The organism is Stenotrophomonas sp., assembly GCF_032103445.1.
Taxonomy (GTDB): domain Bacteria; phylum Pseudomonadota; class Gammaproteobacteria; order Xanthomonadales; family Xanthomonadaceae; genus Stenotrophomonas.
The window spans coordinates 101,721-126,438 of the sequence record NZ_DAMDFR010000001.1; the positions used below are offsets into that span (position 1 = coordinate 101,721).

21 protein-coding genes and 1 pseudogene are annotated in these 24,718 nt (G+C 60.5%); 21 read left to right on the top strand and 1 reads right to left on the bottom strand.

Translation table 11 applies throughout. The features are described 5' to 3' along the window. The first annotated feature begins 12 nt into the window (after positions 1-12). The 20 genes and pseudogenes from moaA to RT551_RS00525 all read left to right on the top strand — a co-directional run bounded on the left by moaA (position 13) and on the right by RT551_RS00525 (position 23,133). A complete protein-coding gene (moaA, locus tag RT551_RS00430; protein WP_017354497.1) occupies positions 13-1,053 on the top strand; it encodes a GTP 3',8-cyclase MoaA in 1,041 nt (346 codons plus the stop codon). An 8-nt stretch (positions 1,054-1,061) separates the two neighbouring features. Continuing rightward, positions 1,062-2,060, top strand: a complete 999-nt coding sequence (gene moaCB / locus RT551_RS00435) for a bifunctional molybdenum cofactor biosynthesis protein MoaC/MoaB (RefSeq protein ID WP_026070513.1) — start codon at positions 1,062-1,064, stop codon at positions 2,058-2,060. Next, complete coding sequence (gene glp / locus RT551_RS00440; RefSeq protein WP_017354495.1) at positions 2,057-3,310, top strand: gephyrin-like molybdotransferase Glp; 1,254 nt, start codon at positions 2,057-2,059, stop codon at positions 3,308-3,310. Before moaCB ends, glp begins: the two co-directional genes overlap by 4 nt. After that, positions 3,310-3,570, top strand: a complete 261-nt coding sequence (locus tag RT551_RS00445; protein WP_017354494.1) for a MoaD/ThiS family protein — start codon at positions 3,310-3,312, stop codon at positions 3,568-3,570. Before glp ends, RT551_RS00445 begins: the two co-directional genes overlap by 1 nt. A gap of 3 nt (positions 3,571-3,573) precedes the next feature. Beyond that, the gene (locus tag RT551_RS00450) at positions 3,574-4,092 is read left to right on the top strand and encodes a molybdenum cofactor biosynthesis protein MoaE (protein ID WP_017354493.1); all 519 of its coding nucleotides are present in this window, start codon (positions 3,574-3,576) and stop codon (positions 4,090-4,092) included. After that, a complete protein-coding gene (locus tag RT551_RS00455; protein ID WP_026070512.1) occupies positions 4,058-4,624 on the top strand; it encodes a molybdenum cofactor guanylyltransferase in 567 nt (188 codons plus the stop codon). Before RT551_RS00450 ends, RT551_RS00455 begins: the two co-directional genes overlap by 35 nt. Next, positions 4,621-4,980 (top strand): hypothetical protein, encoded by a 360-nt coding sequence (locus tag RT551_RS00460; protein ID WP_017354491.1) that lies wholly within the window; start codon positions 4,621-4,623, stop codon positions 4,978-4,980. Before RT551_RS00455 ends, RT551_RS00460 begins: the two co-directional genes overlap by 4 nt. 87 nt (positions 4,981-5,067) lie before the next feature. Next, the gene (gene modA, locus RT551_RS00465) at positions 5,068-5,811 is read left to right on the top strand and encodes a molybdate ABC transporter substrate-binding protein (protein ID WP_026070511.1); all 744 of its coding nucleotides are present in this window, start codon (positions 5,068-5,070) and stop codon (positions 5,809-5,811) included. A gap of 3 nt (positions 5,812-5,814) precedes the next feature. Further along, the gene (modB, locus tag RT551_RS00470; RefSeq protein WP_005413347.1) at positions 5,815-6,498 is read left to right on the top strand and encodes a molybdate ABC transporter permease subunit; all 684 of its coding nucleotides are present in this window, start codon (positions 5,815-5,817) and stop codon (positions 6,496-6,498) included. Continuing rightward, positions 6,488-7,147: pseudogene (locus tag RT551_RS00475) on the top strand (ATP-binding cassette domain-containing protein); the annotation flags it as partial. The gene modB and the pseudogene RT551_RS00475, both read left to right, overlap by 11 nt. Before the next feature lie 685 nt (positions 7,148-7,832). Further along, on the top strand, positions 7,833-9,230 hold the full coding sequence (locus RT551_RS00480; protein WP_026070510.1) for a sigma-54 dependent transcriptional regulator: 1,398 nt from the start codon (positions 7,833-7,835) through the stop codon (positions 9,228-9,230). 9 nt (positions 9,231-9,239) lie between these two features. After that, on the top strand, positions 9,240-11,261 hold the full coding sequence (locus tag RT551_RS00485; RefSeq protein WP_017354487.1) for a cache domain-containing protein: 2,022 nt from the start codon (positions 9,240-9,242) through the stop codon (positions 11,259-11,261). A 120-nt stretch (positions 11,262-11,381) separates the two neighbouring features. Further along, positions 11,382-12,305 carry a bestrophin family protein gene (locus RT551_RS00490; protein ID WP_227832955.1) on the top strand — a complete coding sequence of 308 codons (924 nt, stop codon included), beginning with the start codon at positions 11,382-11,384 and terminating at the stop codon, positions 12,303-12,305. Between the two features lie 233 nt (positions 12,306-12,538). Then, complete coding sequence (uvrB, locus tag RT551_RS00495; protein WP_017354485.1) at positions 12,539-14,518, top strand: excinuclease ABC subunit UvrB; 1,980 nt, start codon at positions 12,539-12,541, stop codon at positions 14,516-14,518. A 212-nt stretch (positions 14,519-14,730) separates the two neighbouring features. Beyond that, a complete protein-coding gene (gene frmR, locus RT551_RS00500; protein WP_017354484.1) occupies positions 14,731-15,006 on the top strand; it encodes a formaldehyde-responsive transcriptional repressor FrmR in 276 nt (91 codons plus the stop codon). A gap of 503 nt (positions 15,007-15,509) precedes the next feature. After that, a complete protein-coding gene (locus RT551_RS00505; RefSeq protein ID WP_026070509.1) occupies positions 15,510-16,838 on the top strand; it encodes a DUF3422 family protein in 1,329 nt (442 codons plus the stop codon). A gap of 68 nt (positions 16,839-16,906) precedes the next feature. Next, a complete protein-coding gene (fghA, locus tag RT551_RS00510) occupies positions 16,907-17,737 on the top strand; it encodes an S-formylglutathione hydrolase (RefSeq protein WP_017354482.1) in 831 nt (276 codons plus the stop codon). A 15-nt stretch (positions 17,738-17,752) separates the two neighbouring features. After that, complete coding sequence (locus tag RT551_RS00515) at positions 17,753-19,057, top strand: NAD(P)/FAD-dependent oxidoreductase (protein ID WP_026070508.1); 1,305 nt, start codon at positions 17,753-17,755, stop codon at positions 19,055-19,057. A 54-nt stretch (positions 19,058-19,111) separates the two neighbouring features. Beyond that, positions 19,112-20,440: a replication-associated recombination protein A gene (locus RT551_RS00520; protein ID WP_005413341.1), complete on the top strand. Its 1,329-nt coding sequence runs from the start codon at positions 19,112-19,114 to the stop codon at positions 20,438-20,440. A gap of 41 nt (positions 20,441-20,481) precedes the next feature. Next, positions 20,482-23,133, top strand: a complete 2,652-nt coding sequence (locus RT551_RS00525; protein ID WP_026070507.1) for an excinuclease ABC subunit UvrA — start codon at positions 20,482-20,484, stop codon at positions 23,131-23,133. Positions 23,134-23,218: 85 nt separating this feature from the next. On the opposite strand, the gene RT551_RS00530 is transcribed toward RT551_RS00525, so the two are convergent. Further along, complete coding sequence (locus tag RT551_RS00530) at positions 23,219-24,178, bottom strand: LysR family transcriptional regulator (protein ID WP_017354479.1); 960 nt, start codon at positions 24,176-24,178, stop codon at positions 23,219-23,221. 131 nt (positions 24,179-24,309) lie between these two features. Here RT551_RS00530 and RT551_RS00535 point away from each other — a divergent pair, with 131 nt between their 5' ends. Further along, entirely contained in the window at positions 24,310-24,717 is a 408-nt protein-coding gene (locus tag RT551_RS00535; RefSeq protein WP_017354478.1) for a ketosteroid isomerase-related protein, read from the top strand. Position 24,718 lies beyond the last annotated feature (1 nt).

The window sequence follows — 24,718 nt, forward strand, 5'->3', positions numbered from 1 at the left end:
GGAGGACTAAGAATGTCAGCCGAGCTCATTCGGGCGCCAGAGCCGGTAGGTGAGGGCGCACTGGCAGATCATCCCCGCCAACTCACCGACGGTTTCGGACGCAGCTTTCCGTACCTGCGCCTTTCGTTGACCGAAGCCTGCAACTTCCGTTGCAGCTACTGCCTGCCCGACGGCTACCAGGCCGATGGCCGCCCGCGCTTCCTGCAGGTGGAAGAAATCGCGCGCCTGGTGCGTGCGTTTGCCGCGCTGGGCATGAGCAAGATCCGCCTGACCGGCGGCGAGCCCAGCCTGCGCAAGGACCTGGATGAGATCATCGCCACCGTGGCGGCGGTGCCGGGCATCCGCAAGGTGGCCATCACCACCAATGGCACGTTGCTACCGCGGCGCCTGCCGGGCTGGCACCGCGCCGGCCTGACCGCGCTGAACGTGAGCATGGACAGCCTGCAGCGCGAACGTTTCAAGACCATCACCGGGCATGACCGCCTGCCGGAGATCGAACAGGGCCTGGCCCTGGCGCAGGCGCTGGGCCTGCCGGCGATCAAGCTCAATGCGGTGCTGCTGCGTGGCCTGAACGACGACGAGCTGCCGCAGTGGATGGACTACCTGCGTGACCGCCCCTTCAGCGTGCGCTTCATCGAACTGATGCGCACCGGCGACAACGAAGCCTATTTCCAGCGCCACCACCTGCGCGCCGACGTGGTGATCGAGCAGCTGCTGGCGGCTGGCTGGCACGAACGGCCGCGCGCCGCCGATGCCGGCCCGGCGCGTGAGTACAGCCACCCGGACCATCGCGGCACGGTGGGCATCATCGCCCCGTATTCGCGTGACTTCTGCAAGGGCTGCAACCGCCTGCGGGTGACCGCCAAGGGTGACCTGCGGCTGTGCCTGTTCGGCGAGTTCGGCGTGCCGCTGCGCCCGCTGCTGCAGAGCGACGATGACCATGACGCGCTGCTGGCACGCATTACCACGCAGCTTGGCCTGAAAGCGGCCGGGCATGGACTGCACCAGGGCCAGACCGGGCTGACCCCGCACCTGGCCTCCATCGGAGGATGAGCAACACGATGAGTGGGGAATTGAATGCGGCCTTCCATATGGCCGATGTCCGCGACAAGCGCATCACCCGCCGACGTGCGGTGGCGGTGGGCGAGCTGCATGCCGGTCCAGTGGCCTATCCGCTGATCGTCGAGCGCCGCCTGCCCAAGGGCGATGCGCTGGTGATGGCCGAGATTGCCGGCCTGCAGGGCGCCAAGATGGCCTCGATGCTGATGCCACTGTGCCACCCGCTGCCGCTGGAACTGGTGCAGGTGTTCTGCGCGCCGGTACCGGAACGGCAGGCGATCCGCGTGTGGTGCGAGTGCGCCAGCGAGGCGCGCACCGGCGTGGAGATGGAGGCACTGGCCGGCGTCAACGCGGCGCTGCTTACCCTGTACGACCTGAGCAAGCCGGTGGAACCGGCCCTGCGCATCGAAGGTATCCGCCTGCTGTTCAAGGAAGGCGGCAAGCGCGGTGTCTGGCTGCACCCCGACGGCATGGACGATGCCGAGCGCACGCGTTTCAAGCCGCGTGCGCCGAAGGGCCTGGAGGGCGCGGCCTGCGCGGTGATCACGCTGAGCGATCGCGCCAGCGACGGCACCTATGAGGATATCTCTGGCCCGACCCTGGTGACCGGCCTGAAAAAGCTGGGCGGCGAGGTGGTGGCCGCTGAGGTGTTGCCCGATGGCATCGAGCCATTGGCGGGTCGCCTGCAGGCCTTGGCCGCCGAGGGCGTGCGCCTGTGCCTGTGTACCGGTGGTACCGGACTGGGCCCGCGTGACCTGACCCCGGAGGCGCTCCGTTCCCTGAACGCGCGGCCGGTACATGGCCTGGCGCAGATGGTGCGCGCGCTGAGTGCACAGCACACGCCGATGGCCTGGCTGAGCCGCGCCGAGGTGGTGCAGCTGGGCAACATGCTGGTGTTCGCGCTGCCCGGCAGCCCGAAGGCGGCGGCGCAGTGCCTGGATATCCTGGCGCCGGTACTGGGCCACGCCCTGGCGATGGTCGAGGGGGATGGCCACTCATGATTCCCTATTGCGAAGCCTTGCAGCACCTGCTGGACGCGGCCACGCCGCTGCCGGCCGAGCGCGTGCCGCTGCATGAAGCCGGCGGCCGTACCCTGGCCAGTGACATCCACAGCGGGCAGTCGTTGCCGCCGTTCGACAATTCGGCGATGGACGGCTTTGCGCTGCGCGCCAACGGCGCGACGTTCGAGGCCGGTACCGAATTCGCGGTGCAGGGCTGGCAGGCAGCCGGCGATGCCGGCGCCGAAGGCGGCGAGGGTGCCTGGGAAATCATGACCGGAGCGCGCATGCCGGTTGGCCTGGATACGGTGGTGCCGGTCGAGAACGTGGAGATCCTCGCCAGCGAGGACGGCCGCCCGACCCGCATCGCGCTGACCGCGACGGTGAAGCCGGGCCAGAACGTGCGCCTGCGCGGCCAGGACGTGCGCGAGGGTGAGCGCGTGCTGTGCGCCGGCCAGGTGCTGGATATCAATGCCCGCACCCTGCTGCACGCCCTGGGCGTGGGTGAGGTGGCGGTGGTGGCGCGGCCGAGGGCGGCGGTGATCGCCACCGGCAAGGAACTGGTGACCGAGGCGGCGCAGGCGCTGGAATCGGGCCAGATCCGTGACAGCAATCGCCCCTACCTGGTGGGCCGCCTGCAGGCGGCCGGTGCCGAGGTGGTCTGGCAGGGCACGGTGGGCGACGACGTGGCCGCGTTCAATGCGGTGCTGGATGAAGCGCTGGCCGCTGGCGCGCAGCTGCTGATCAGTACCGGCGCGGTGTCGGCCGGCCGCTACGACTTCGTTCCCGATGCGCTGCGTGGCCGTGGTGCGCGCATCGTCTTCCATAAGGTGGCGATCCGCCCCGGCAAGCCGTTGTTGTTCGCGGTGTTGCCCAATGGCGCGCTGTACTTCGGCCTGCCCGGCAACCCGGTTTCGGCTGCCGTGGGCCAGCGCTTCTTCGTCGAGCCGGTACTGCGCCGCCTGCTGGGGCTTGCACCGGAACCGGTGTTGCGGCTGCCGCTGCAGGCCGACGTGCGCAAGCCGCCCGGTCTGCGCTTCCACGCGCGGGCGCGGGTGGAAATGGACGGGCAGGGGCGCCTGAGTGCGCGCGTACTGTCCGGGCAGGAGTCGTTCCGTTTGATGTCCATGCTGCAGGCCAACGCCTGGGTGGTGCTGGAGGCCGAGGGAGACCTGGCCAGCGCTGGCACCTTCGTGCGCGTGCAGGGCTGGGGTCACCACGAACCGGTGCAGCTGGTGAGCCAGGAGTCATGATGAAACAGGTGAATCTGCAGTTGTTCGGTGCGTTTTCCGATCTGGATGCCAGCCGCGAAATCGCCGTCGATGTGGCCGGTGGCACCGTGGCCGATCTGCGCCAGGCGCTGCGCGAGCTGCTGCCGGTGCGTTGGCCGGGTTTCCGCGCGGGCCTGCTGGACTACTCGGCGTTTGCCGACCAGCAACGCGTGCTGCGCGACCACGAGGCGCTGCCCGACGATGGCCGCGTGGCGATCCTGCCACCAGTGAGCGGGGGCTGAGCGATGAGCGAGAAGATCATCGCGACGGTGGTGGACCGCGCGCAGGCGGCGATCGATCCGGCCGAAGGCATCGCGGCGGTATCTGATCCGGGCTTCGGCGGCATCGACGTGTTCATCGGCAAGGTGCGCGACGTCAACATCGGCCGGCCGGTGACCGGGATCACGTACGACCTGTTCGAACCTTTGGTGCTGAACGAGTTCAAGCGCCTGGCGGCAGAGGTCGAGGCGACGTTCGGTCCGAAGCTGAAGCTGTATGTGGCCCACGCCAAGGGCCGGTTGGGCATTGGCGATGTGGCGGTGGTGGTGGCCGCCGGCAGCCCGCATCGAGACGAGGCATTCCGGGCCTGCCGGCAGTTGATCGAGGTGGTCAAGCACCAGTGCCCGATCTGGAAGCAGGAGCATTACGAGGACGGCGACAGCGAGTGGACCGAAGGCTGCAGTCTCTGCCATGCGGATAACGAACCCACGCAAGCTCATGACAATGCCCATGAATGTGCACACGATCACGAACATTCCCACTGACGGCATCGTGCTGGCCGGTGGTCTTTCCAGCCGGATGGGCCGTGACAAGGCGCTGCTACCGTGGCACGGGCGAACCCTGCTAGAGCACATGCGTGGCCTGCTGCGACAGGCAGGTGCGGAAAGGGTATGGGTGAGTGGCAACTACCCGGCCTTCGGTGGCATTCCTGATCGCGTGGCACGCTGCGGCCCGTTGGGCGGGCTCTACAGTGTGGCCATGTGCATGCCGGACGCTGCCGCTCTGGTGCTTCCGGTGGATACGCCCAATGTGACCCCGGCGTTACTACAACGGTTACGTGATGCGCCTTCGGCTGCCTGTGTGCTGTTTGCGGAAGAACCCCTGCCGATGCGGTTGCAGATTGATGACCATTGCCGGCATGTGTTGCGGGAATTGATCGAGAATCCGGCGGCGCACCGCTCGCTACACGCCCTGCGAGAACGCTTGGGCGCAATCGAGCTGCCACTGGCGGATAGCGAATACGACCAGCTACTCAACTGCAACACCTCAACCGAGCTCGAGTTCATTGCATCATGAAAGTCCAGCTACAGCGGCAGGCAGTTCGTCTGCGCGTTGATGAAGAGGAGCTAGCGCAGTTGCTGGCCGGCGAATCGGTGGAGAACCTGACGCGGTTCGGCGGCGATCGCGGCTGGGGCATGGTGCTATCACTGCATGCAGGGCAACAGGCGGTGCTTCTGGAGGGGAGCGAGTACTGCCGGTTGATGCTTCCTCGCGAAGCGGTTCAGTCCTTGGCATTACGTTTGCCCTGTCGTGATGGTCTGGGTTTTGGCATTGCGCTGGATGATGACATCTCGCTGCAGCTTCAATTCGATGTGGATGTACGAGACAGCCTGCGCCAACGAGGTCCGCACCGTCGTGCACCCTCTACCTAGCTCTGGGCGGGCCAGCTATGTAGCGCCTGCGATGCCAAGGATAGGCGGTGAAACCGATCTAAACCCAACCAAACGGGGAAACCAATGATGAAACGAGTTGGACTGTTGTTGCTGGGACTGCTGGCCACGGTGCCGGCCTTGGCGGCCGACCTGACGGTGTCGGCGGCATCGAGCTTGACCGAGAGCTTCCGCGAACTGGGCACCGCCTATGAGAAGGCACACCCGGGAACCAAGGTCGATTTCAACTTCGCCGCGTCCGGCGTGCTGCTGCAGCAGATCAGCCGCGGCGCGCCGGTGGATGTGTTCGCGTCGGCCGATGAAACCACGATGGACCAGGCCCAGCAGCAGGACCTGCTGGCGGCCGGCACCCGCGAGGTGTTCGCGGTGAACGCGCTGTGGGTGGTGGTGCCGCCGCAGGCCAAGGCTGCGCCGCGTACCTTGAAGGACCTGGCCGGTGCCGGTGTGCAGCGCATCGCACTGGGCAACCCGGACAGCGTGCCGGTCGGCCGCTATGCCAAGGGCGCGCTGGAAGCGGCGGGCCTGTGGCCGTCGGTGCAGGGCAAGACCATCACCACGCAGAACGTTCGCCAGTCGCTGGACTACGTGGCGCGCGGTGAAGTGGATGCCGGCTTCGTCTATGCCACCGATGCGCAGGCGATGCCTGATCGGGTGCGCCGTGCCTTCGCGGTGCCGGTGGCGGGGCGCATTGCCTATCCGTTGGCGGTGACCAAGGCCAGTGCGCAACCGGTTGAAGCCAAGCGCTTCACCACCTTCGTGCGTTCGGCACAGGGCCAGGCGATCCTGGCCAAGCATGGGTTCGGCAAGCCCTGAGGCATGGATCTCGACTGGAGCGCACTGTGGTTGTCGCTGAAGGTGGCCGGCTGGGCCACCGCGATCAATCTGGTGCTGGGCGTGGCACTGGGCGCGCTGCTGGCACGTCGGCGATTTCCTGGCCGTGAGCTGCTGGATTCGCTGCTGACCCTGCCGATGGTGCTGCCGCCGACCGTGCTGGGGTATTACCTGCTGGTGCTGATCGGCCGCAACGGCCCGATCGGCGCGTGGCTGCAGTCGTGGTTCGGCATCAACCTGGTGTTCACCTGGCAGGCGGCGGTGATCGCTGCGGCGGTGGCCTCGCTGCCGCTGGTGTTCAAGCCGGCACGCGCGGCGTTCGAGGAAGTGGATGGACAGTTGGAGCAGGCCGCACGCACGCTCGGTGTGTCCGAAGCAGCGGTGTTCTTCCGCATCACGCTGCCGCTGGCGTGGCGCGGCATCCTCGCCGGCCTGCTGCTGGCGTTTGCACGCGCGATGGGCGAGTTCGGCGCGACGCTGATGGTGGCGGGCAGCATTCCCGGCCGCACGCAGACGCTGTCGATCGCCATCTACGAAGCGGTGCAGGCCGGCCAGGACGGCAAGGCCAATGCGCTGGTGATCCTGACCTCGGTGGTGTGCATCGTGATCCTGCTGCTGGCCGCGCGGCTGGTGGGCGGACGTCGCCGGGAGCTGCGTGATGTGGCTTGACCTGCAGGTGCAGCGTCGCCTGCAGGCGGCCGGCCAGGATTTCGTATTGGACGTGTCGCTGCAGTGCACGCAGCGGCAGGTGGTGCTGTTCGGGCCCTCGGGCGCGGGCAAGAGCCTGACCCTGAAGGCGGTGGCCGGGCTGCTGAGGCCGGGCCAGGGTCATGTGCGCCTACAGGGGCAGACCCTGTTCGATGCGGCCACCGGTGTGGATCTGCCGCCGCAGCACCGCCGGCTGGGCTACGTGTTCCAGGATTACGCGCTGTTCCCACACCTGAGCGTGCGCCAGAACGTGGCGTTCGGTCTGCAGAAGGGCTGGTTGAATCCGCGGGTCGGCCAGCGCTTCGATGCGGTGGAGCAGTGGTTGCACGCATTCCGCATCGATACGGTGGGTGATCTGCTGCCCTCGCAGGTGTCCGGCGGCCAGCGCCAGCGTACCGCCTTGGCACGCGCCTTGGTGACGCAGCCGCAGGCGCTGCTGCTGGATGAACCGTTCTCCGCGCTGGACCAGGATCTTCGCCAGCACTTGCGGCAGGAGCTGGAGGCCGTGCTGGACGGGGCCGGTATTCCACTGCTGCTGATCAGCCATGATCCCAACGACATTGAGATATTTGGGGGCCAGATCGCCTGCATCGAAAATGGGCGACTGATCTCTCCTCCCGGCTCGCGTCAGAGGCCGACCCGTCAGCCCCGCCTTCTACCATCCTTAGTCGGCTCCCCAACAAGCCCGGGTCTTGAGGGGAAGAGCAACCATCAGTCAGTCGGAGACTCAGAGAGTCCAAAGCCACGATACATCTGCCCGCGAGCCGCGCAAATGGGAGACGACCCTGGTGCATAGGCATCTCTATGCCGGTAGGCGAGCGGTAGGGCCTGGACCTTCTTGCAAGGCGGATCGACTCGCCCGCGCTTGGCCGCGCTGCGTGGCTCCGGCCGAGGCGGGGACAACGCGCACCCAGCGCTTCCCATATGGCCGAATTGGCGTAATGATCCGCTCGAAGGGAGCGAGACTTCTCCAGCCTCCCGTGGCGACCGACCGCCGAGGGGCTTGGAGGGGCACGGAGGCCATTGGCGCTCTGGGCAATATGGCGAGGAGCCCCCGGTCCGTTTGGCCACCAAGAGGTCGATACTAGGCTCGTAGGGCAAGAGTTCCGGATTGGCATATGACTGAGGTCGACAGCATTGAACGTCTCAGACTGGCCTTTGGTGCACAACGTCCTACGTCGTGAGAGGGGGTGTTTTGTTCGATATGTCACCCGTCATCTAGCGGTCGAAAGATCGAAATGAACTCGAACACGAATCGACGGAACTAGCCACGCTTCAATTGTACTGAGGGAAACATGACGCCAAAGAGCGCCAACCAATCTTCCGAAGAGCGCGCAAACGGCGATCTTGCATGGCCGGACCTTGCGCGCTCATCGATACTGATCGTTGACGACGAACCTGGCATGCGTAGCTTCTTGGTTCGTGCCTTGCGACCGCGATGCAAAGTTGTGGAAGCTGCAGCTGACACCATTGAAGCGGAGCAGCATCTGACGGAGCGCCACTTTGACATCGTGATTGTGGACAACGTGTTGCCAGGGAAGAGTGGCATCGCGTGGCTGGAGGACCAGCGCAGGGGAGGGGTCTTGGCCGACTTCATTCTGATTACTGCGTACGCAGACTTGGATTCCGCTATCGGCGCTATCCGCGCGGGAGCGGCTGATTTTCTTCTCAAGCCTTTCAGAACCAATCAGTTGCTGGCCGCTATATCGCGCTGCCTGGAACGCGGTCGCCTACGGCGGGAGAATGCCATTCTCCGTCACGAGCTACATGGCTCCGGTGCACCAGCTGCGCTTCGAGACAGGCTCACAGGTAGCTCGCGTGCGATTCAGGCCACCAAGGATCTGATCGCGAAGGTCGCACCACTGCCCAGTAGCGTGCTGTTCACTGGAGAATCCGGCTCTGGAAAGGAGGTTGCCGCAAGATCGCTGCACGCGTTGTCCGCACGGGCATCTCATCCTTTCATTCCAATAAATTGTGCAGCTGTTCCCAGCGAGTTGATTGACGTTGAACTGTTCGGGAGTCTCAAAGGAACGTTCAGTGGAGCGAACTCGTCTCGCCAAGGACTGGTCGCCTATGCAGAAGGCGGAACATTGCTGTTTGACGAAGTCGCTGATCTTCCCTTGGCTCTCCAAGGAAAGCTGCTAAGGATGCTTGAAGATAGACGGATACGACCAGTTGGCGCAGATCGGGAGATTCCGATCGATGTCAGATTCATCTTCTCAACCAACAAGAATTTGGTTGCGGAAGTGAAGAATGGAACATTCCGGTCGGATCTCTACTATCGCATCAACGTTCTCGAGGTGTCGCTTCCTCGCCTTCATGACCGCGGCGCTGATGTGTTGGAGCTGGCGGCGGGCTTCATGCGTGAGCTGGGGCTGCAGCTTGGCCTTCAACCGATTCCGATCGACGAAAGGATCCGGGCATATCTTCAGAGCTACTCGTGGCCCGGGAACGTCCGCGAGCTTCACAACTACGTTGAGCGTAGCCTGATACTCGGACACTTTCCGACTCAGCTTGAGCGGTTGGAGTCACTCTCTGACCCACGAAGCCGGCTGCTCTCGGAGGTCGAGCGCAGGCACATCCTTGCAGTGCTTCGTGAGACTGGCGGAGATCGCGAAAGAGCGGCCACGATCTTGGGCATATCGCGAAAGACGATTGATCGTAAGTGCTCCAGTTGGAATGTATCAGCCTAGGAATCTGCAATGAACCGAGCGCGCTCAGTTCGCTTCCGCCTGCTTCTAATCGCGATCCTTCCAATGTTTGTGATCCTGCCGGCTATCGTCGGCGGACTCATCTACCAATGGGATTTGCGCTTCGACCGACTGCTCGCCTCGAAGGTTGGCGGGGACCTGAAAGTTGCGGGACAGTACATGAACCAGCTGCTCGTCAACGACCGCGCGACGCTGGCTGCGATTGCTGATTCGCAGAGCTTCCATGGCGTCATTAGCCAGGGGGTCAACAAGAATGCAGAGCTTGGCAGCCTACTAGCGTCGAAAGCCCAAGGTGGTTCACTAGACTTCATCGCACTGTTGGATTCAAACGGTCGCTTGTTGGCTAGTAGTGAGCCGGCCTCGCCAGCTGAGCTTGACTTGGACTGGTCAGTCATCGAAAAGGCCCTGAAGGGAGCGTCCAGCGTGGAGGTGGGGGTGGTAAGCCGGGACGATCTGATGGAGATCTCCCCAAAGCTCGCCGCACGGGCCGAGGTCATTCGTCCGCATAACGCAAGGAATCCTGTCGATTCGGCCCAGAGTGAGAAGCGGGGCCTAATGATTCAAGCTGCAACGCCGGTTGCACTTCCAAACAATCAGGTTGGCGTCTTGATTGCGGGTACTCTGCTGAACCACAACACCGAGTTCATCAAGCAGATCACTGATCTTGTCTACCGAGATAAGGCCCTGCGTACTGGCGCAACAGGGATAGCCTCCATCTTCCTTGGTGATACCCGCATCAGCACCAACGCGTTGTTGGCGGGAGGGAACCCAGCGTCGGGGACACGGGTGTCTTCTGAAGTGGCCGAGGCCGTGCTGGGCCAGGGAAAGACCTGGCAGGCGAGAGCCTACGTAGTCAATGATTGGTACATTGCCGGCTATATGCCCATTCTCAATGGCCGGGGCGTACCTATTGGTATGCTCTTCGTGGGCTTTCTGGAGGAGCCATTCACCACCGCCCGTCGAAATTCCATCGGAGCGATCGTGTTCGGTTGCCTCCTTGTTGCAGTCATCACCGTACCCCTTTTTCTGTACATCGCTCGCGGCGTGTTCAAGCCACTTGAGCGGATGGATCAGGCAATTGGACGGGTCAAGGCGGGCGACCGCAGTGCTCGCTCCGGAGCAGGGGCATCCAATGATGAAATCGGACGTGTCGCTTCGCACTTGGACCAGCTGCTCTGTCAGCTGGAAGAGAAGGAACGGCAGCTGGTCGCCTGGAACGAGGAGCTCAATTCCAGGGTAGAGGAGCGAACTGCTGGTCTCGCACTAGCCAATAGACGGTTGGAAGAGACGACCCAGCACCTGATTGTCACTGAGAAGCTGGCAACAATTGGCGAGATCGCAGCAGGAATAGCGCACGAGATCAACAATCCGCTTGCCGTCATGCAGGGGAACCTCGAGCTTCTGCGTGACTCGATCAGGGAGCCCGAGGGTCAAGGGTTTGGAGAAGAGATTGACCTCATTGAGGATCAAATTGGGCGTATCAGCACCATTGTTTCCAAGTTGCTGCAGTTCTCCAAGCCCAGTGAGTACTCCGGTCATAGTGAGCTGTTAGAGCCTGCCACGCTGATGTTGGAGACGCTGCCCCTGATTCAACACCTCATCAAGCGCCATCCCGTGAAGATAGAGAAGAACTTCCTGTCCACACGGCTCGTAACGGGCAATCGGGGCGAGCTGCAGCAAATTCTTGTGAACCTCCTGATCAATGCAATCTATGTCATGCAGAAGGGCGGAACGCTGGGATTGGCGACGTTGGACGTTGACGACGTTCATGGTCACCCTGGCGTCGCTTTGCGAGTCTCAGATACTGGAAGCGGCATTCCTCAGGACATTCTGGTCCGAATTTTTGAGCCATTCTTTACGACCAAACATCGTCAAGGTACTGGGCTGGGTCTTTCCATCAGTCAGATGCTTGCCAACCGCCACGGTGGCAGCCTGTCGGTAGTGAGAACCGGCCTGACAGGGACGGTCATTGAACTATGGATGCCCGAGGCTGCCGACGATGAACTGCTTTAGACCTGCTGTAGCAGTGTCATGCGAACGGCGTGATGTCATTCGCATTTCGAACTCAAGTGGAAGGAATTTGTTGCCTAGGCGTATCGACGCCAGCAGTCGATCAATGAATCAGAGGTTGGCATGACACACCGTCTCCCAGATGTTGAAACGAGAATGCGAAGGCAGCCGACGTTGTGGGACGTTGCGTTTGCCGTCAGGGGTACCATCCTGCCCAGGATCGCATTGCATCTACTACTGATTAGCATTGTGACCGCAGGAGCGGTGCTCGCATCAACGGAGCATCCAGGAATCTTTGCTCGCTTCAGTGCCGTTCCGTTCACGCTCATTGGTATCGCACTTTCCGTATTCATGAGCTTTCGAAACAACGCTTGCTACTCCAGATGGTGGGAGGCGAGGCACCTTTGGGGTGACCTGGTCATAGCGTGTCGCTCAATAGCCAGGCAGACGTCCCTGCTGGATCCAAACAGCCGAGCACAGATCCTGCGAGGCCTGTGTGGCTTCAGTGCTGGCCTCTATTCTCGACTGCGCCGGGCCGACGAAGCCCATGCGATCGCACCTTGGTGGGATATTGGCAAGGCATCACAAGGCCCGAATCCGACGGACGCTGTGCTCCAGGGCATTGGCTTGAAGCTTGCCCATCTGGCTCATGAGGGAAGGATCGACTCGATTCAGTACTCGGTGATGGATAAGCAGCTTGCCAACTTGGCTCGTATCCAGGGGGGGTGCGAGAGGATACTCAATACTCCGATTCCATTCTCGTATTCGCTGCTGCTTCACCGGACTGCGATCGTATTCTGCACAACACTTCCTTTTGCGCTGGCAGGAACATTGGGGTGGTGGACCTTTTTACCGGTGCTCATTGTGGCGTACACGTTTTTTGGTCTCGATGCGCTGGGCCGTCAGCTGGAGGAGCCATTCAGTTCCGCGCCGAACGCGCTCCCGATCTACTCAATGCAGAGGACGATCGAGACAGAGCTAATGTCAACGCTGGCTCTGACTGCGGTCGATCAGGAGTCGGTACAGCAGCCAGGTAGGGAGGAGTGAGGCGTGAGCGGAGGGCGGCGGGTGCACTTCTGAGGCCGCTCCGGCATGTAACGACATGCCAGCTCACGCCCTAGCGCTAGTCAGGCATGGGTTGCCAGGCTCACCTGAAAGGAACTCGCCCAAAGATAGCATTCGTACAGCCCCCTTGGTTCCGCTCGCACATATGGGATGGAGTCTGTGAGACGGGAATAGTTCCTCTAACGATCAAGAATGAGCCAGTAGGAGCGTAAGTGATGTCAACAGATATGTTCGTAATGCATTCGGATCATACGCCGGCCGGGGATCAACCCGAAGCGATTGCCAGGCTAATTGCTGGCATCGAGGAGGGAGCAACACATCAGACCTTGAAGGGAATTACAGGGTCAGGGAAGACCTTCACGATGGCCAATGTGATCCATCGGCTGAAGCGACCCACGCTCATTCTTGCGCCAAACAAGACGTTGACTGCTCAGCTCTACGGGGAGATGAAGGCGCTGTTCCCCGAGAACGCCGTGGAGTATTTCGTTTCCTACTACGACTTCTTCCAGCCAGAGGTCTATATCCCAGGTAGCGATCGTTACATCCAGAAAGACTCAGCCATCAATGATCACCTTGAGAGGCTTCGACTATCGACTACGAAGTCTCTGATTGAGCGTAGAGACGTGATTGTTGTCGCTTCGGTGTCCTCAATCTATGGACTGGGAGACCCACAGAGCTACCGGGATCTGCAGGTTGAGCTTGCGCTTGGAATCGAACTGGATCAGAGGGACTTCCTGCGTCGGCTTGCATCGCTTCAGTACGACAGGACTGAGCGGACCCTGAAGCGTGGCACGTTCCGTGTGTCTGGCGATGTGGTCGATATTTTTCCCGCCGACTCTGAGTACAAGGCAATTAGAGTAGAGCTCACGGACGAGGGGAGAGTGCAGTCGCTCACCTGGATTGATGCGGTTACAGGGAAGAAGCTTGGCGATGAGACGCGCTACCTCGTTTCTCCAAAGACACTCTTCGCAAGCCCCAAAACAGAAATCAATGAGGCTACGAAGGCCATCCTCAAGGATTTGGAGGCCAGGGTGACGGAGCTCAACGCATCTGGTCGAATCGTTGAGGCAAATAGGCTTTACGAGAAGATCACGAACGACGTGGAGATGATGAGGGAGCTGGGATATTGCTCTGGCATGGAGAACTACTCCAGTTACCTGAACTCGAAGCCTTCAGGAGCTAGGCCGACGACACTCATGGACTACCTCCCGAAGGATGGCCTGCTATTTGTTGATGAGTCGCACGTCATGGTTCCTCAGATCGAGGCGATGTTCAGGAGCGATCAGAGCAGGAAGGATACTCTAATCGAGTACGGGTTCCGTCTACCTTCGGCGATGAACAACAGACCGCTTAGCTTCTCTGAGTTTGAAGCCATCAAGCCCCAGACGATCTTCGTTTCGGCTACGCCTGGCGCCTATGAGATTGGGAGATCCAAGGGAAGATTGATTGACCAGCTCATCAGGCCCACTGGCTTGCTCGATCCGCTGGTAGAGGTGAGGCCGAGGGAGGGCTACAGGCACGATCTTCTGTCAGAGATCGCCCGTTGTGTACGAGAGGGCGACAGGGTCTTGGTGACCACGCTGACAAAGGTGTCTGCTGAGGAGCTGTGCGAGTTCCTCGAGGATCAAGGGGTGCGTGCGAAGTACATGCACTCGGATATCAAGGCAGAGGATCGAGTTGAGATCATCAATGGGCTGAGGGCCGGCGAGTTCGATGTGCTAGTGGGTATCAGCCTGCTGAGAGAGGGGCTCGATATTCCTGAGGCCTCTCTGGTCGCTATCGTTGATGCGGACCAGGCGGGCTTCCTTCGGTCGAGCCAGGCCCTCATTCAGATGATTGGACGAGCCGCAAGAAACTCGCGCGGTAAGGCGATCATGTATGCCGATACGATCACTAGTGCGATGCGGCAGGCCATTTCTGAGACTGATGACAGGCGACAGCATCAGATCGCGTTCAATGAGGAGTTCGGCATCACCCCGTCAACGTCTCGCGGAATGTTGGGATCAACAGAGGCTCGACCTGACCGGTCGCAAGCCCATTCAGCGGAGTTCTGCGCCAACCTAAAAGACCTCTGTGATCGAATTACATCAAAGGAGCGACAGCTTCTGGAGCTCTCTGATGCCGGGGACGAGGAGGAGATCGAGTTCGTCAGGCTGGAGCTAGACAAGCTATACCGCCAATTCATCTACATGTAACCACTCTTTCGAGTGGTGGGGCGTGGCTCCTACAGGAGCCCGCCTTTTGTGGTGTGGGGGTGGGGCGGGAGGGGTCTGTCACTGGCCTCTGGCGGCGGCTCGAAATCAGGCGCAGACTCAGTTGACGGAGTTAAAGACCCTCGCAGATTGCTAGCTTGCATACTATCGGGGAGTATAGTATCGTTCCCTCATGTGATACGGACAGGTGCGCAATGCCTCACAGCCCTCGGGAGAAAAAGCAGGCCCTTACCCGCGTACGTCGGATCAGCGGACAGGTGGCTGCATTGGAGCAGGCTCTGGAGAGCGGGGCGGAATGTGCTGCAGTACTTCAGCAGCTTGCTGCTGTGCGCGGGGCGGTCAATGGTTTGATGGCGACGGTTCTGGAGAGCTATCTGCGTGAAGAGTTCCCGCATAGCGACACCCACACCGACTCTCAAAGGAAGTCGATTGACGAGACCATCTCTATTGTCCGCTCCTATCTCCGTTAGTCAGTTCGCGACATTGCTTGATGGCGCTAGTACTAAGTAGAGGAGGCAATCTATGGGTGTCCGAACTACTTCATTTCCAAGTAGAACCCGCCATTCCTAACCCCTTCGTGGGTTAGGGCGTCACGACTAGGACGTTGAGGCCTTTCCAGGAGGCTCCAAGGCATGCTGGATGATGTCAGTCGAGTTGCGCCTGTCTGTATTTCTTGGAGCGGGCAATCTCTGTCGGCATCGTTGCCTTCGGCATCTGACTGAGTCATGGGAGGCCCTTTGAAGTGAGCTTCCAGCCTCGTTGCGACTCCCATGCGGTCCGCGCCTGGCTGGAAGGTGGGAGAGCAAGGGCCTGCGATCTATGCGGTGCTGTCCTCCCAGCTTGTTGTGGTTCCCACTACCGCCCTACACCAGAGCCGGCTCCACCACACGACCTTTCGCTGAGCTATCGCACAAGCAAGTGATAGACCTCCCGTGAGCGGTGTTTAGAAGATCATCCATTCTTGAGGCTATGTATGAATGACCCATCCGGCCTGAGCCAAGCTGCAGGCACGCCAGCAGAAGGCTACGTATATGGGATGCCGGCGCACGCGGACCGCCGCGCCGCCGTTGAGGAAGTCCATGCGCGACCGCACCTTCTCACCCAGTCTCCGCGAAGCCTTCTCCAGCTCTCCTTCATGACAGAAGGGGACATGAGTCGAGATCGTGCCGCGATCGACGATCTTTCAGGTCGTATGGGGGCTGCAGTCGAGGATCACACCACACCTCATCACGCGCTTACGTGGAATGAGGGTGATCTGCACTGCGAGAAGCACACTGAGTTCTCTTCCTACCTCTGGAGCGCACCACTGAGCTCAGAAACAGGTGAGCCTTGTGGGGACAACCCGTTTAGACAGGGATTCAAGCCGCCAGGACCCGTGATCTCGGCTGTTAGCGTCAGGCTTTTGCCTTGGACCGCGGAGGCGGAGAAGGAAATAGATTGCTTTGATCCCGTCAGCCGCTGCTACTCGCTGGTTGAGAACGGTGCCGCGGCCATTGTGACCGACTTCCGTCAAGACGAGGAAGGGCTAACCCACATGCTCATCCTTGATCGCGACCTGACTCCGGCGCGGGCAGGAGCGCTGGCGCAACGACTGCTCGAGGTCGAGACATACCGAACGCTTGCCCTCCTAGCGCTACCGCTGACTCGTTCCATGACGTCGAATCTTCGTCGCATGGAGGCGCGTCTGGCTGCAATTACTGAAGAGATGCGCAGGGCCTCCGGCGGACGTCGTGACAGTGACGTGCTCCTCTCGGATTTGACCAGCCTGGCTGCAGAGTTGGAGGCGGACGCCGCGGCAAATCTCTATAGGTTTGGTGCAAGTCGGGCTTACTACGAAATTGTTGAAGAGCGACTGGATGCGTTGGCGGAGGATCAAGTTGCCGGCTATAGCACCTGGGCGGACTTCTTGTATCGAAGGATTGCACCGGCCATGCGAACTTGCCAGTCAGTGAAGGAGCGACAGGGGAAGCTCTCAGACAAGTTGACGCGCTCGATCTCGCTCCTCCGGTCGTGGATTGATGTTGAGCTCGAGCGGCAGAACCGCGACCTACTGGCGTCCATGAATGAACGGGCGAAGGTTCAGCTGCGCCTGCAGCAGACGGTGGAAGGTTTGTCGGTGGCCGCCATCTCGTACTACGTCGTGAGTCTTCTCGCATACCTGCTCAAGGGTTTGCCTGGGACGCATGACATCGCAGCAACCGTCACTGCGATCTTGGTTCCCGCTGTATTGCTGCTGATTTGGTGGATTGTCCGAAGGATCAGGCATGCACACGGTGACTCGGCAGTCGAGGACAAGGCCTAAAGCCTCGCTTAAGGCCACATTCGATTCGCGATAGATGGCCTATCAAATTCAACTCAGAGGAAAGAACAATGGAACGCATTGAGCGTCACGCAAGCTTCGGTGGATGGCAGGACGTCTACCAGCATGAATCATCCAGCCTTGGTTGCACCATGAAGTTTGGAGTCTATCTCCCTCCGCAGGCGTCCAGCGGCCCGGTACCTGTTCTCTACTGGCTCTCTGGCCTGACGTGCACAGAGCAGAACTTCATCACCAAGTCTGCAGTGCAGCAGCTCGCTGCTGAGCATGGCATTGCCATCGTTGCTCCGGATACAAGTCCGCGCGGAGAGTCCGTCGCGGATGATCCAGCTTACGATCTCGGCCAAGGTGCGGGGTTCTACGTCAATGCCACCGAGGCACCGTGGTCCGACCACTACCGCATGTATGACTACGTTGTAAGTGAGCTGCCTGCTCTCGTTGAGAAGAACTTCCCTGTTAGCCAGGCTCGCTCAATTAGCGGCCACTCAATGGGCGGCCACGGTGCCTTGGTCATCGCTTTGCGAAATCCAGGTCGCTATCGCAGCGTATCCGCCTTCTCTCCGATCGTGGCACCCACCCAGGCTCCTTGGGGCCAGAAGGCGTTTTCGGCCTACTTGGGGGGAGATCAGGAGCAGTGGCGGCAGTATGACGCCGTGGAGCTGATTGCAGATGCAAAGGAGCGCCTGCCCCTGCTCGTGGATCAAGGGCTCAGCGATGATTTCTTGCAGAATCAGCTCCGCCCCGAACTGCTTCAAGATGCATGCGCCAAGGTGAATCATCCGCTTTCGCTGAACCTTCGCGATGGTTACGACCATAGCTACTACTTCATCTCCAGCTTCATTGCCGATCATCTCAAGCACCACGCATCGGCGCTGAACACCTAACCAAGGAGTGCTGCCGTGATCAAGACCTCCAGAAATCGTCATCAAGTTGTGATCGTTGGGGCGGGCTTCGGCGGACTGGAGGCCGCCACGCACCTTGAAGGAGTGGATGTCGATGTAACAATCATTGACCGGCGGAACTATCACTTGTTCCAGCCGCTGCTCTACCAGGTGGCTGGTGCGTCACTGTCACCGTCGGAGATCGCATGGCCGATCCGCTATCTGTTCCGTGACCGCCCGGAGGTCAGAACCCTCATGGCGGAGGTCGAGGGTGTGGATAAAGCTGCCCGCCAAGTGATCCTTCAGGACGGCACTCGATACCCTTACGACACCCTTGTGCTCGCTACGGGAGCAACACATGCCTACTTTGGGCATGACGAATGGTCGAAGTACGCTCCAGGCCTGAAGAGCCTGGAGGATGCAACAACCATTCGAGGCAGGATCTTGAGCGCGTTCGAGCAAGCGGAGCTCTGCAATGATCCCGAGGTTCGAGAGGCCCTTCAAACCTTTGTGATCATTGGTGGTGGGCCTACAGGTGTCGAGCTTGCCGGAACCATCGCGGAGCTGGCGCGTGGCACGCTGCAGGATGACTTTCGGTCAGTTGATCCCAGCAAAACCCGGGTATTTCTCATTGAGGCGGGTCCGCGGCTGCTCCCCGTCTTTCCTGAAAAGCTCTCCGAGTACACGAGGCGCGCCCTCGAGAAGCTTGGGGTATCCGTTTTGTTGGGGGCCCCTGTCACCGAGTGCGCCTCTGATGGGGTGATGCTCAATGGCAAGAAGCTGGCGGCATCCACAATCGTCTGGGCAGCGGGAGTTCAGGCGTCTCCAGCCGCACGTTGGCTCGACACCGAATCAGATCGGGCGGGGCGCGCAATCGTCGGCCCTGATCTAACGGTGCCTGGTTCCCCCAACATTTTCGTGATCGGGGACACTGCTTCATCAGCCACTGCGGACGGAAAGACCGTTCCTGGAATCGCGCCGGCGGCCAAGCAGCAAGGCAAGTACGTCGCGGGCCAGATTGAAGGGCTGATAACAGGGGCGCGGAGGACCGCTGCATTCAAGTACCGGCACCAGGGCAACCTCGCCACGATTGGACGCAGCCTTGCAGTAATCGATATGGGGAAGCTAAAGCTGAGCGGAGGAATCGCATGGTGGATCTGGAAGCTCGCTCACATCTACTTCCTTATCGGAGTGCGAAATCGCCTGAGCGTCGCAATGAGCTGGGTATGGAATCACAGCGTTGGATACAGAGGGGCTCGCATCATCCTCCGTGAAAAAGCAAGCAATGCCACAAGCGGCTCATTGGATGGGAAGCTGAAATAGGGGCCAAGACGCTCTGAATGCACACTCGCAACTGACTTCCCGAAGGAGAACACCTTGGCAGATCTATTCACAGCGAAACCAAGGGCACCACTGGCCGAACTGCTACGACCGAAGTCTCTCGACGAGTTCGTTGGGCAGCAACACCTGCTGGGGCCGGGGAAGCCTTTGCGTCTTGCCTTTGAAGCAAGAAGTCTGCACTCCTTCATCATGTGGGGGCCCCCGGGCGTCGGTAAGACCACCCTGGGGCGCCTCGCAGCGATGGTGACTGACAGTCACTTCATTGCGATCTCCGCCGTACTCGCCGGGGTAAAGGACATCAGGCAGGCCATTGATGATGCGCGGGCCGAACTCGACGTCCGCGGTCGCTCCACGGTACTTTTCGTCGACGAAATTCACCGGTTCAACAAGGCCCAGCAGGATGCGCTGCTACCTCACGTTGAATCAGGGCTACTCACGCTGGTGGGCGGCACCACAGAGCATCCAGGACTGGCCGTTAACTCGGCGCTGCTTTCGCGCGCGCAGGTGTACACACTTGAGCCTCTGTCTGACGCAGATCTTGAGAAGCTCTACGAACGCGCCAGACCTCACTTGCGAGGCGTTGACCTCTCCGATCCCGCATTGCAGCTGCTGAAGGGCTTCGCTGATGGTGATGGCCGCAGATTCCTGAATCTTCTCGAGCAGGTCTCAACTGCGGCCTCTGAGAAGCGGGTGGAAGAGGTGGATCTTGAGTTTGCCAAGCGCTCCACCAGCCCGTCACTGCGTCGATTCGATAAGGGCGGGGACGAGTTCTATTGGCAGCTCTCCGCGTTTCACAAATCACTGCGTGGCTCTGATCCCGACGCCTCCCTCTACTGGCTAGCGCGCATTCTGGATGGGGGCGGGGACGTGAGCCAGGTCACACGTCGAATGATTGTTATGGCAAGCGAAGATATCGGAAATGCTGATCCGGGCGCTCTGCACTTGGCCATCCACGCTGCGCAGGCGTATGAGCGACTTGGCTCTCCTGAAGGTGAAATTGTCTTGGCCCAGGCTGCGACCTATCTGGCGCTCTCCCCCAAGTCGAATGCGTCCTATGCGGCTTGGGATCTAGCAAGGGCCTTCGTCAAGGAGCACGGATCATTACCAGTTCCCATGCATCTTCGGAATGCTCCAGCGAAGCTTATGAGGCAGATGGGGTATCGACAAGCATATCGCTACGCGCATCATGAGCCAGACGGCTACGCAGCTGGACAGACGTACCTGCCGGAGGGTGTGGAGAGGCCGAACTGGTATCGGCCCACTGATCGGGGAGCTGAGCGCGCCTTGGCTGAGAGACAGGCATGGCAGCGAGCCTTGGATGAAGAGGCATCGCAAACCGAAGCCGATCCCTCTTCGGGCCAGTGATCCAGCTGAACTTAACGTCTACAACCTACAGAGACATGCACATGCCAAACGCCACATTCGGTGAAGCTTCCTGCAGTGTCGCAGCAAGCGGCCTTGTAGAGGTGCGCGGTGCGCGTGAGAACAACCTTAGAGACGTTGATGTCTCAATTCCTCGCAACGCACTGGTCGTCTTTTCCGGTGTATCCGGTTCCGGGAAGTCATCTCTTGCATTCGGGACAATCTATGCGGAAGCTCAAAGGAGGTACTTTGAGTCCGTTGCTCCCTATGCTCGACGCCTAATCGATCAGGCAGGCGTCCCTGATGTTGACTCCATCGATGGACTCCCGCCGGCAGTAGCGCTGCAGCAGCAGCGTGGTGCCAGCAATGCGCGATCTTCGGTGGGTAGCGTCACCACGCTATCCAGCCTCATTCGTATGATGTATTCCCGCGCGGGAGCATATCCGGCTGATCAGCCTATGCTTTATGCCGAGGACTTCTCACCCAATACTCCCCAGGGCGCATGCGCGACCTGCCATGGCCTTGGCCATGTGTACGAGGTGACAGAGGCCCTCATGGTGCCGGATCCAAAGCTGAGCATCCGTGAGCGTGCCATTGCTTCGTGGCCACCTGCATGGCACGGGCAGAACCTTCGCGACATTCTGGTGACGCTGGGCTACGACATTGATAGGCCTTGGAAGGACCTTCCCAAGAAAGACCGCGATTGGATTCTGTTTACCGAGGAGTCGCCCACTGTGCCGGTCTATGCTGGGTTCACGCCGGCGGAGACGCGTGCGGCCCTGAAGCGTAAAACTGAGCCGAGCTACATGGGAACCTTCACTGGCGCCCGTAGGTATGTCCTGCACACGTTTGCTAACACGCAAAGTGCCCTGATGAGGCGCCGCGTATCGCGATACATGGAGGGTAAGCTTTGTCCCACCTGCCATGGCAAGCGCCTTAAGGCAGAGTCGCTGTCAGTGACATTTGCGGGTGTGGACATTGGTCAATTCATGCAGATGCCTCTTGACCAACTGGCTTCCCTGCTCGAGCCCATTTCTCAAGGAGACTTCAGTGCTCATGCTGGCGGGGGCAAGGCGAACAAGGAAGCCACCCGTCGTGATCGCGCCGATAGGGCGGCCAGTGGGCGGGCGGTCCACGCGGTGTCTCCTGACGTCCGCCGCACCTCAGCGCTGTCGGAGGAGAAGCGCCTGGCCGCGCAGCGCCTCGCTAGTGGAGTGATGAGCCGAATCAGTCAGTTGCGTGGCCTTGGGCTTGGCTATCTAACTTTGGATCGCGCTACGCCGACATTGTCCGCTGGCGAGCTGCAGCGATTGAGACTCGCCACGCAGTTGAGCTCGCTGCTCTTTGGCGTGGTGTACGTGTTGGACGAGCCGTCGGCAGGTCTTCATCCCTCCGACAGCCAGGCTCTCTATGACGCCTTGGACCGCCTCCGCGACGGTGGTAATTCCGTATTTGTTGTGGAGCACGATCTGGAGCTGATGCGCCGTGCCCAGTGGTTGGTGGATGTTGGGCCTGAGGCGGGAGAGCGGGGCGGCAAAGTGCTCTACAGCGGAGAGCCGGATGGTCTTCGTGACATCGACGAGTCACGTACCGCGTTGTACCTCTTTGACAAGGTCCCGCCCCCTAGTGGCCAAGAGCGTCAAGCGAGTGGTTGGCTGGAACTTCAGGGCATCCAGCGTCACAACCTGAAGCGCATTGATGCGAAGATACCTCTGGGCATCCTCACCGCGGTGACCGGGATTTCGGGATCGGGCAAGTCCAGCCTCGTCGCCCAAGCGTTGCCGGAGCTGATGATGCTTCAACTTGGACACGAGCCTGAAGACGACGCGGTGGAAACGGGGGCAGCAGACGGGCCAACCGTCATCGAGACGACAGGGGGACACCTCGGCGGAGATGTCGATGCTATTCAGCGTCTCGTCCAGGTTGATCAGAAGCCAATCGGACGGACGCCGCGATCGAATCTCGCGACTTACACCGGCCTTTTCGATCATGTTCGAAAGCTGTTTGCCGCAACACCAGATGCGCGGCGTCGACGTTACGACGCAGGTCGATTCTCCTTCAACGTGGCCAAGGGACGTTGTGAGACGTGCGAAGGGGAGGGGTTCGTGAGCGTCGAGCTGCTGTTTATGCCTAGCGTCTATGCACCGTGCCCAACGTGCCACGGTGCGCGATACAACGAAGCTACGCTGAAGGTGCTTTGGAACGGTAAGAACATTGCAGACGTTCTGCGGATGACTGTCGAGGATGCACGTGAATTCTTTGGCGATGAGGACGCGATCGCTCGCCCACTTCAGTTGCTGAAGGAGATTGGCCTTGGATACCTTCGACTGGGCCAGCCGGCTACCGAGCTATCGGGTGGTGAAGCGCAGCGCATCAAGCTGGCCACAGAGCTTCAACGAAGCCAGCGCGGGCGGACACTGTATGTCCTGGATGAACCCACTACGGGCCTCCATGCCTCGGACGCGGATAGGCTGCTTGTGCAGCTCCAGCGGCTCGTTGATGCCGGCAATACGGTGGTCATGATTGAGCACGACATGCGTGCCGTTGCTCAGGCGGATTGGGTAATCGACGTGGGTCCAGGTGCCGGTGATGCGGGCGGGCAGATCGTGGCGGCAGGAACTCCAAAACAGGTCGCTCGCGTGAAGAGAAGCCGTACCGCCCCCTTCTTGGCTGAGGAACTCGCCCGCGCGGGTTGACCCGACGCTCTTTTGGCCACCATGAGCGTCCCTGGCGCTCATGGCGGCCAGATCCCGTATCAGAGAGCGGCCAAGCGACTCGGCATTAGCGCTTCCCTGCTTTGGATGGCGTTAGGGCCGAGGTGGGGGAGGGCGCCATCTGCGTAAGGCTTGGTAGTGCTCCGACGGCGGAATGGAGTGCATCGAAAACTACTCTGACGCGAGGTGAGACTGGGCCGCGTTGAGGCCGATAGACGTACAAGCCCCACGGCGCAGGATCGAATTCTTCCATCACACGCTGCAGAACACCTGACTGAATGAGTGGGGCAGCCATGTAATCAGCAAGTTGGGCAAACCCCAAGCCCGCAATGACCCCTGCCATCTCCATGTCGGCATTGTCTGCAATGAAGACCGGTGCTGTCGGCGCCACCTGTACGCCTCCAGCCAGGTACCAGGGCCAGGGCCTGCCTGTATTGATGTCCACCGATGCAACCAGTGGAAACCGCGAGAGCTCGCTAGTCTCCGCTGGTGCTCCGATTCTCTCTACAAGTGCGGGGGAGCCAACGATGTGCAGTCGCATCTCTCCTGCCTTCTTCGCAATGAATCTGCTATCACGCATGAAGCCGACGCGGATTCCGACATCGATCCCTTCATCGACAGCGTCTGCAACCCGATCGCTTAAGCGAACGTCCAAGACAATTCCCGGGTGACTTTGGGTCACTGTATCCAAGGCGGCAAGAACTGCCCTGGAGCCCATGCTGTGAGGGGCACTAATTCGGACTGTGCCCACAATCTGTGAGGCCGTCGCCTTGGTTCGCGGGCGCCACAGCTTGTCTAAGCCCTCAAGCGCCGGCCGCAGCTGATGTAAGAGATCCTCCCCAAAGGCCGTGATGCGAACCTGGCGTGTGCTTCGGTGGAACAACAGCTCCCCGTAATGACTTTCAAGGGCCTGTATCGCTCGGGTGATGGCCTGAGGAGAGCTTCCCAGTCGAACAGCGGCCTCACGAAAGCTCGGCGCCTCAGCCGCGGCCCTAAACGTCTTTAGAAGATCCAGCTCGCTGTTCATCTCAAGGCCCCCATGGTCGTTGGGCTCATATTATTCCATTTCAGGGAATTATGAAATCCTATCAATTCCATATACAACAATTCTTCAGGTCTCCAGAATTCCTCCACACCCTCACCTGACCGGAGAACCTGATGAGCAAGTTCAACTACATCGAAGAGTACTACCAGGCATTCAACCGCGGTGATCGCGACGCGATGCTCTCGATGCTCACTGATGACGTTGTGCACGATCTAAATCAGGGGAGTCGCGAAGTAGGGATCGACGCATTCCGCGCGTTCCTGAGCCGCATGGATTCCTGCTACAGCGAGCAGCTTCACGACATCGTGGTGATGTACAGCAGCGATGGTGCGCGTGCCGGCGCGGAGTACGTGGTGCACGGACTCTACCACCACACGGACGAAGGTCTCCCTGCAGCGGCAGGGCAGATCTATGTTCTTCCCGGTGGCGCGTTCTTTGACATCCGTGATGGAAAGATTGCGCGCGTCACCAACTACTACAACCTGGAGGACTGGATTTCCCAGGTCCACAAGGCGCCCTGAA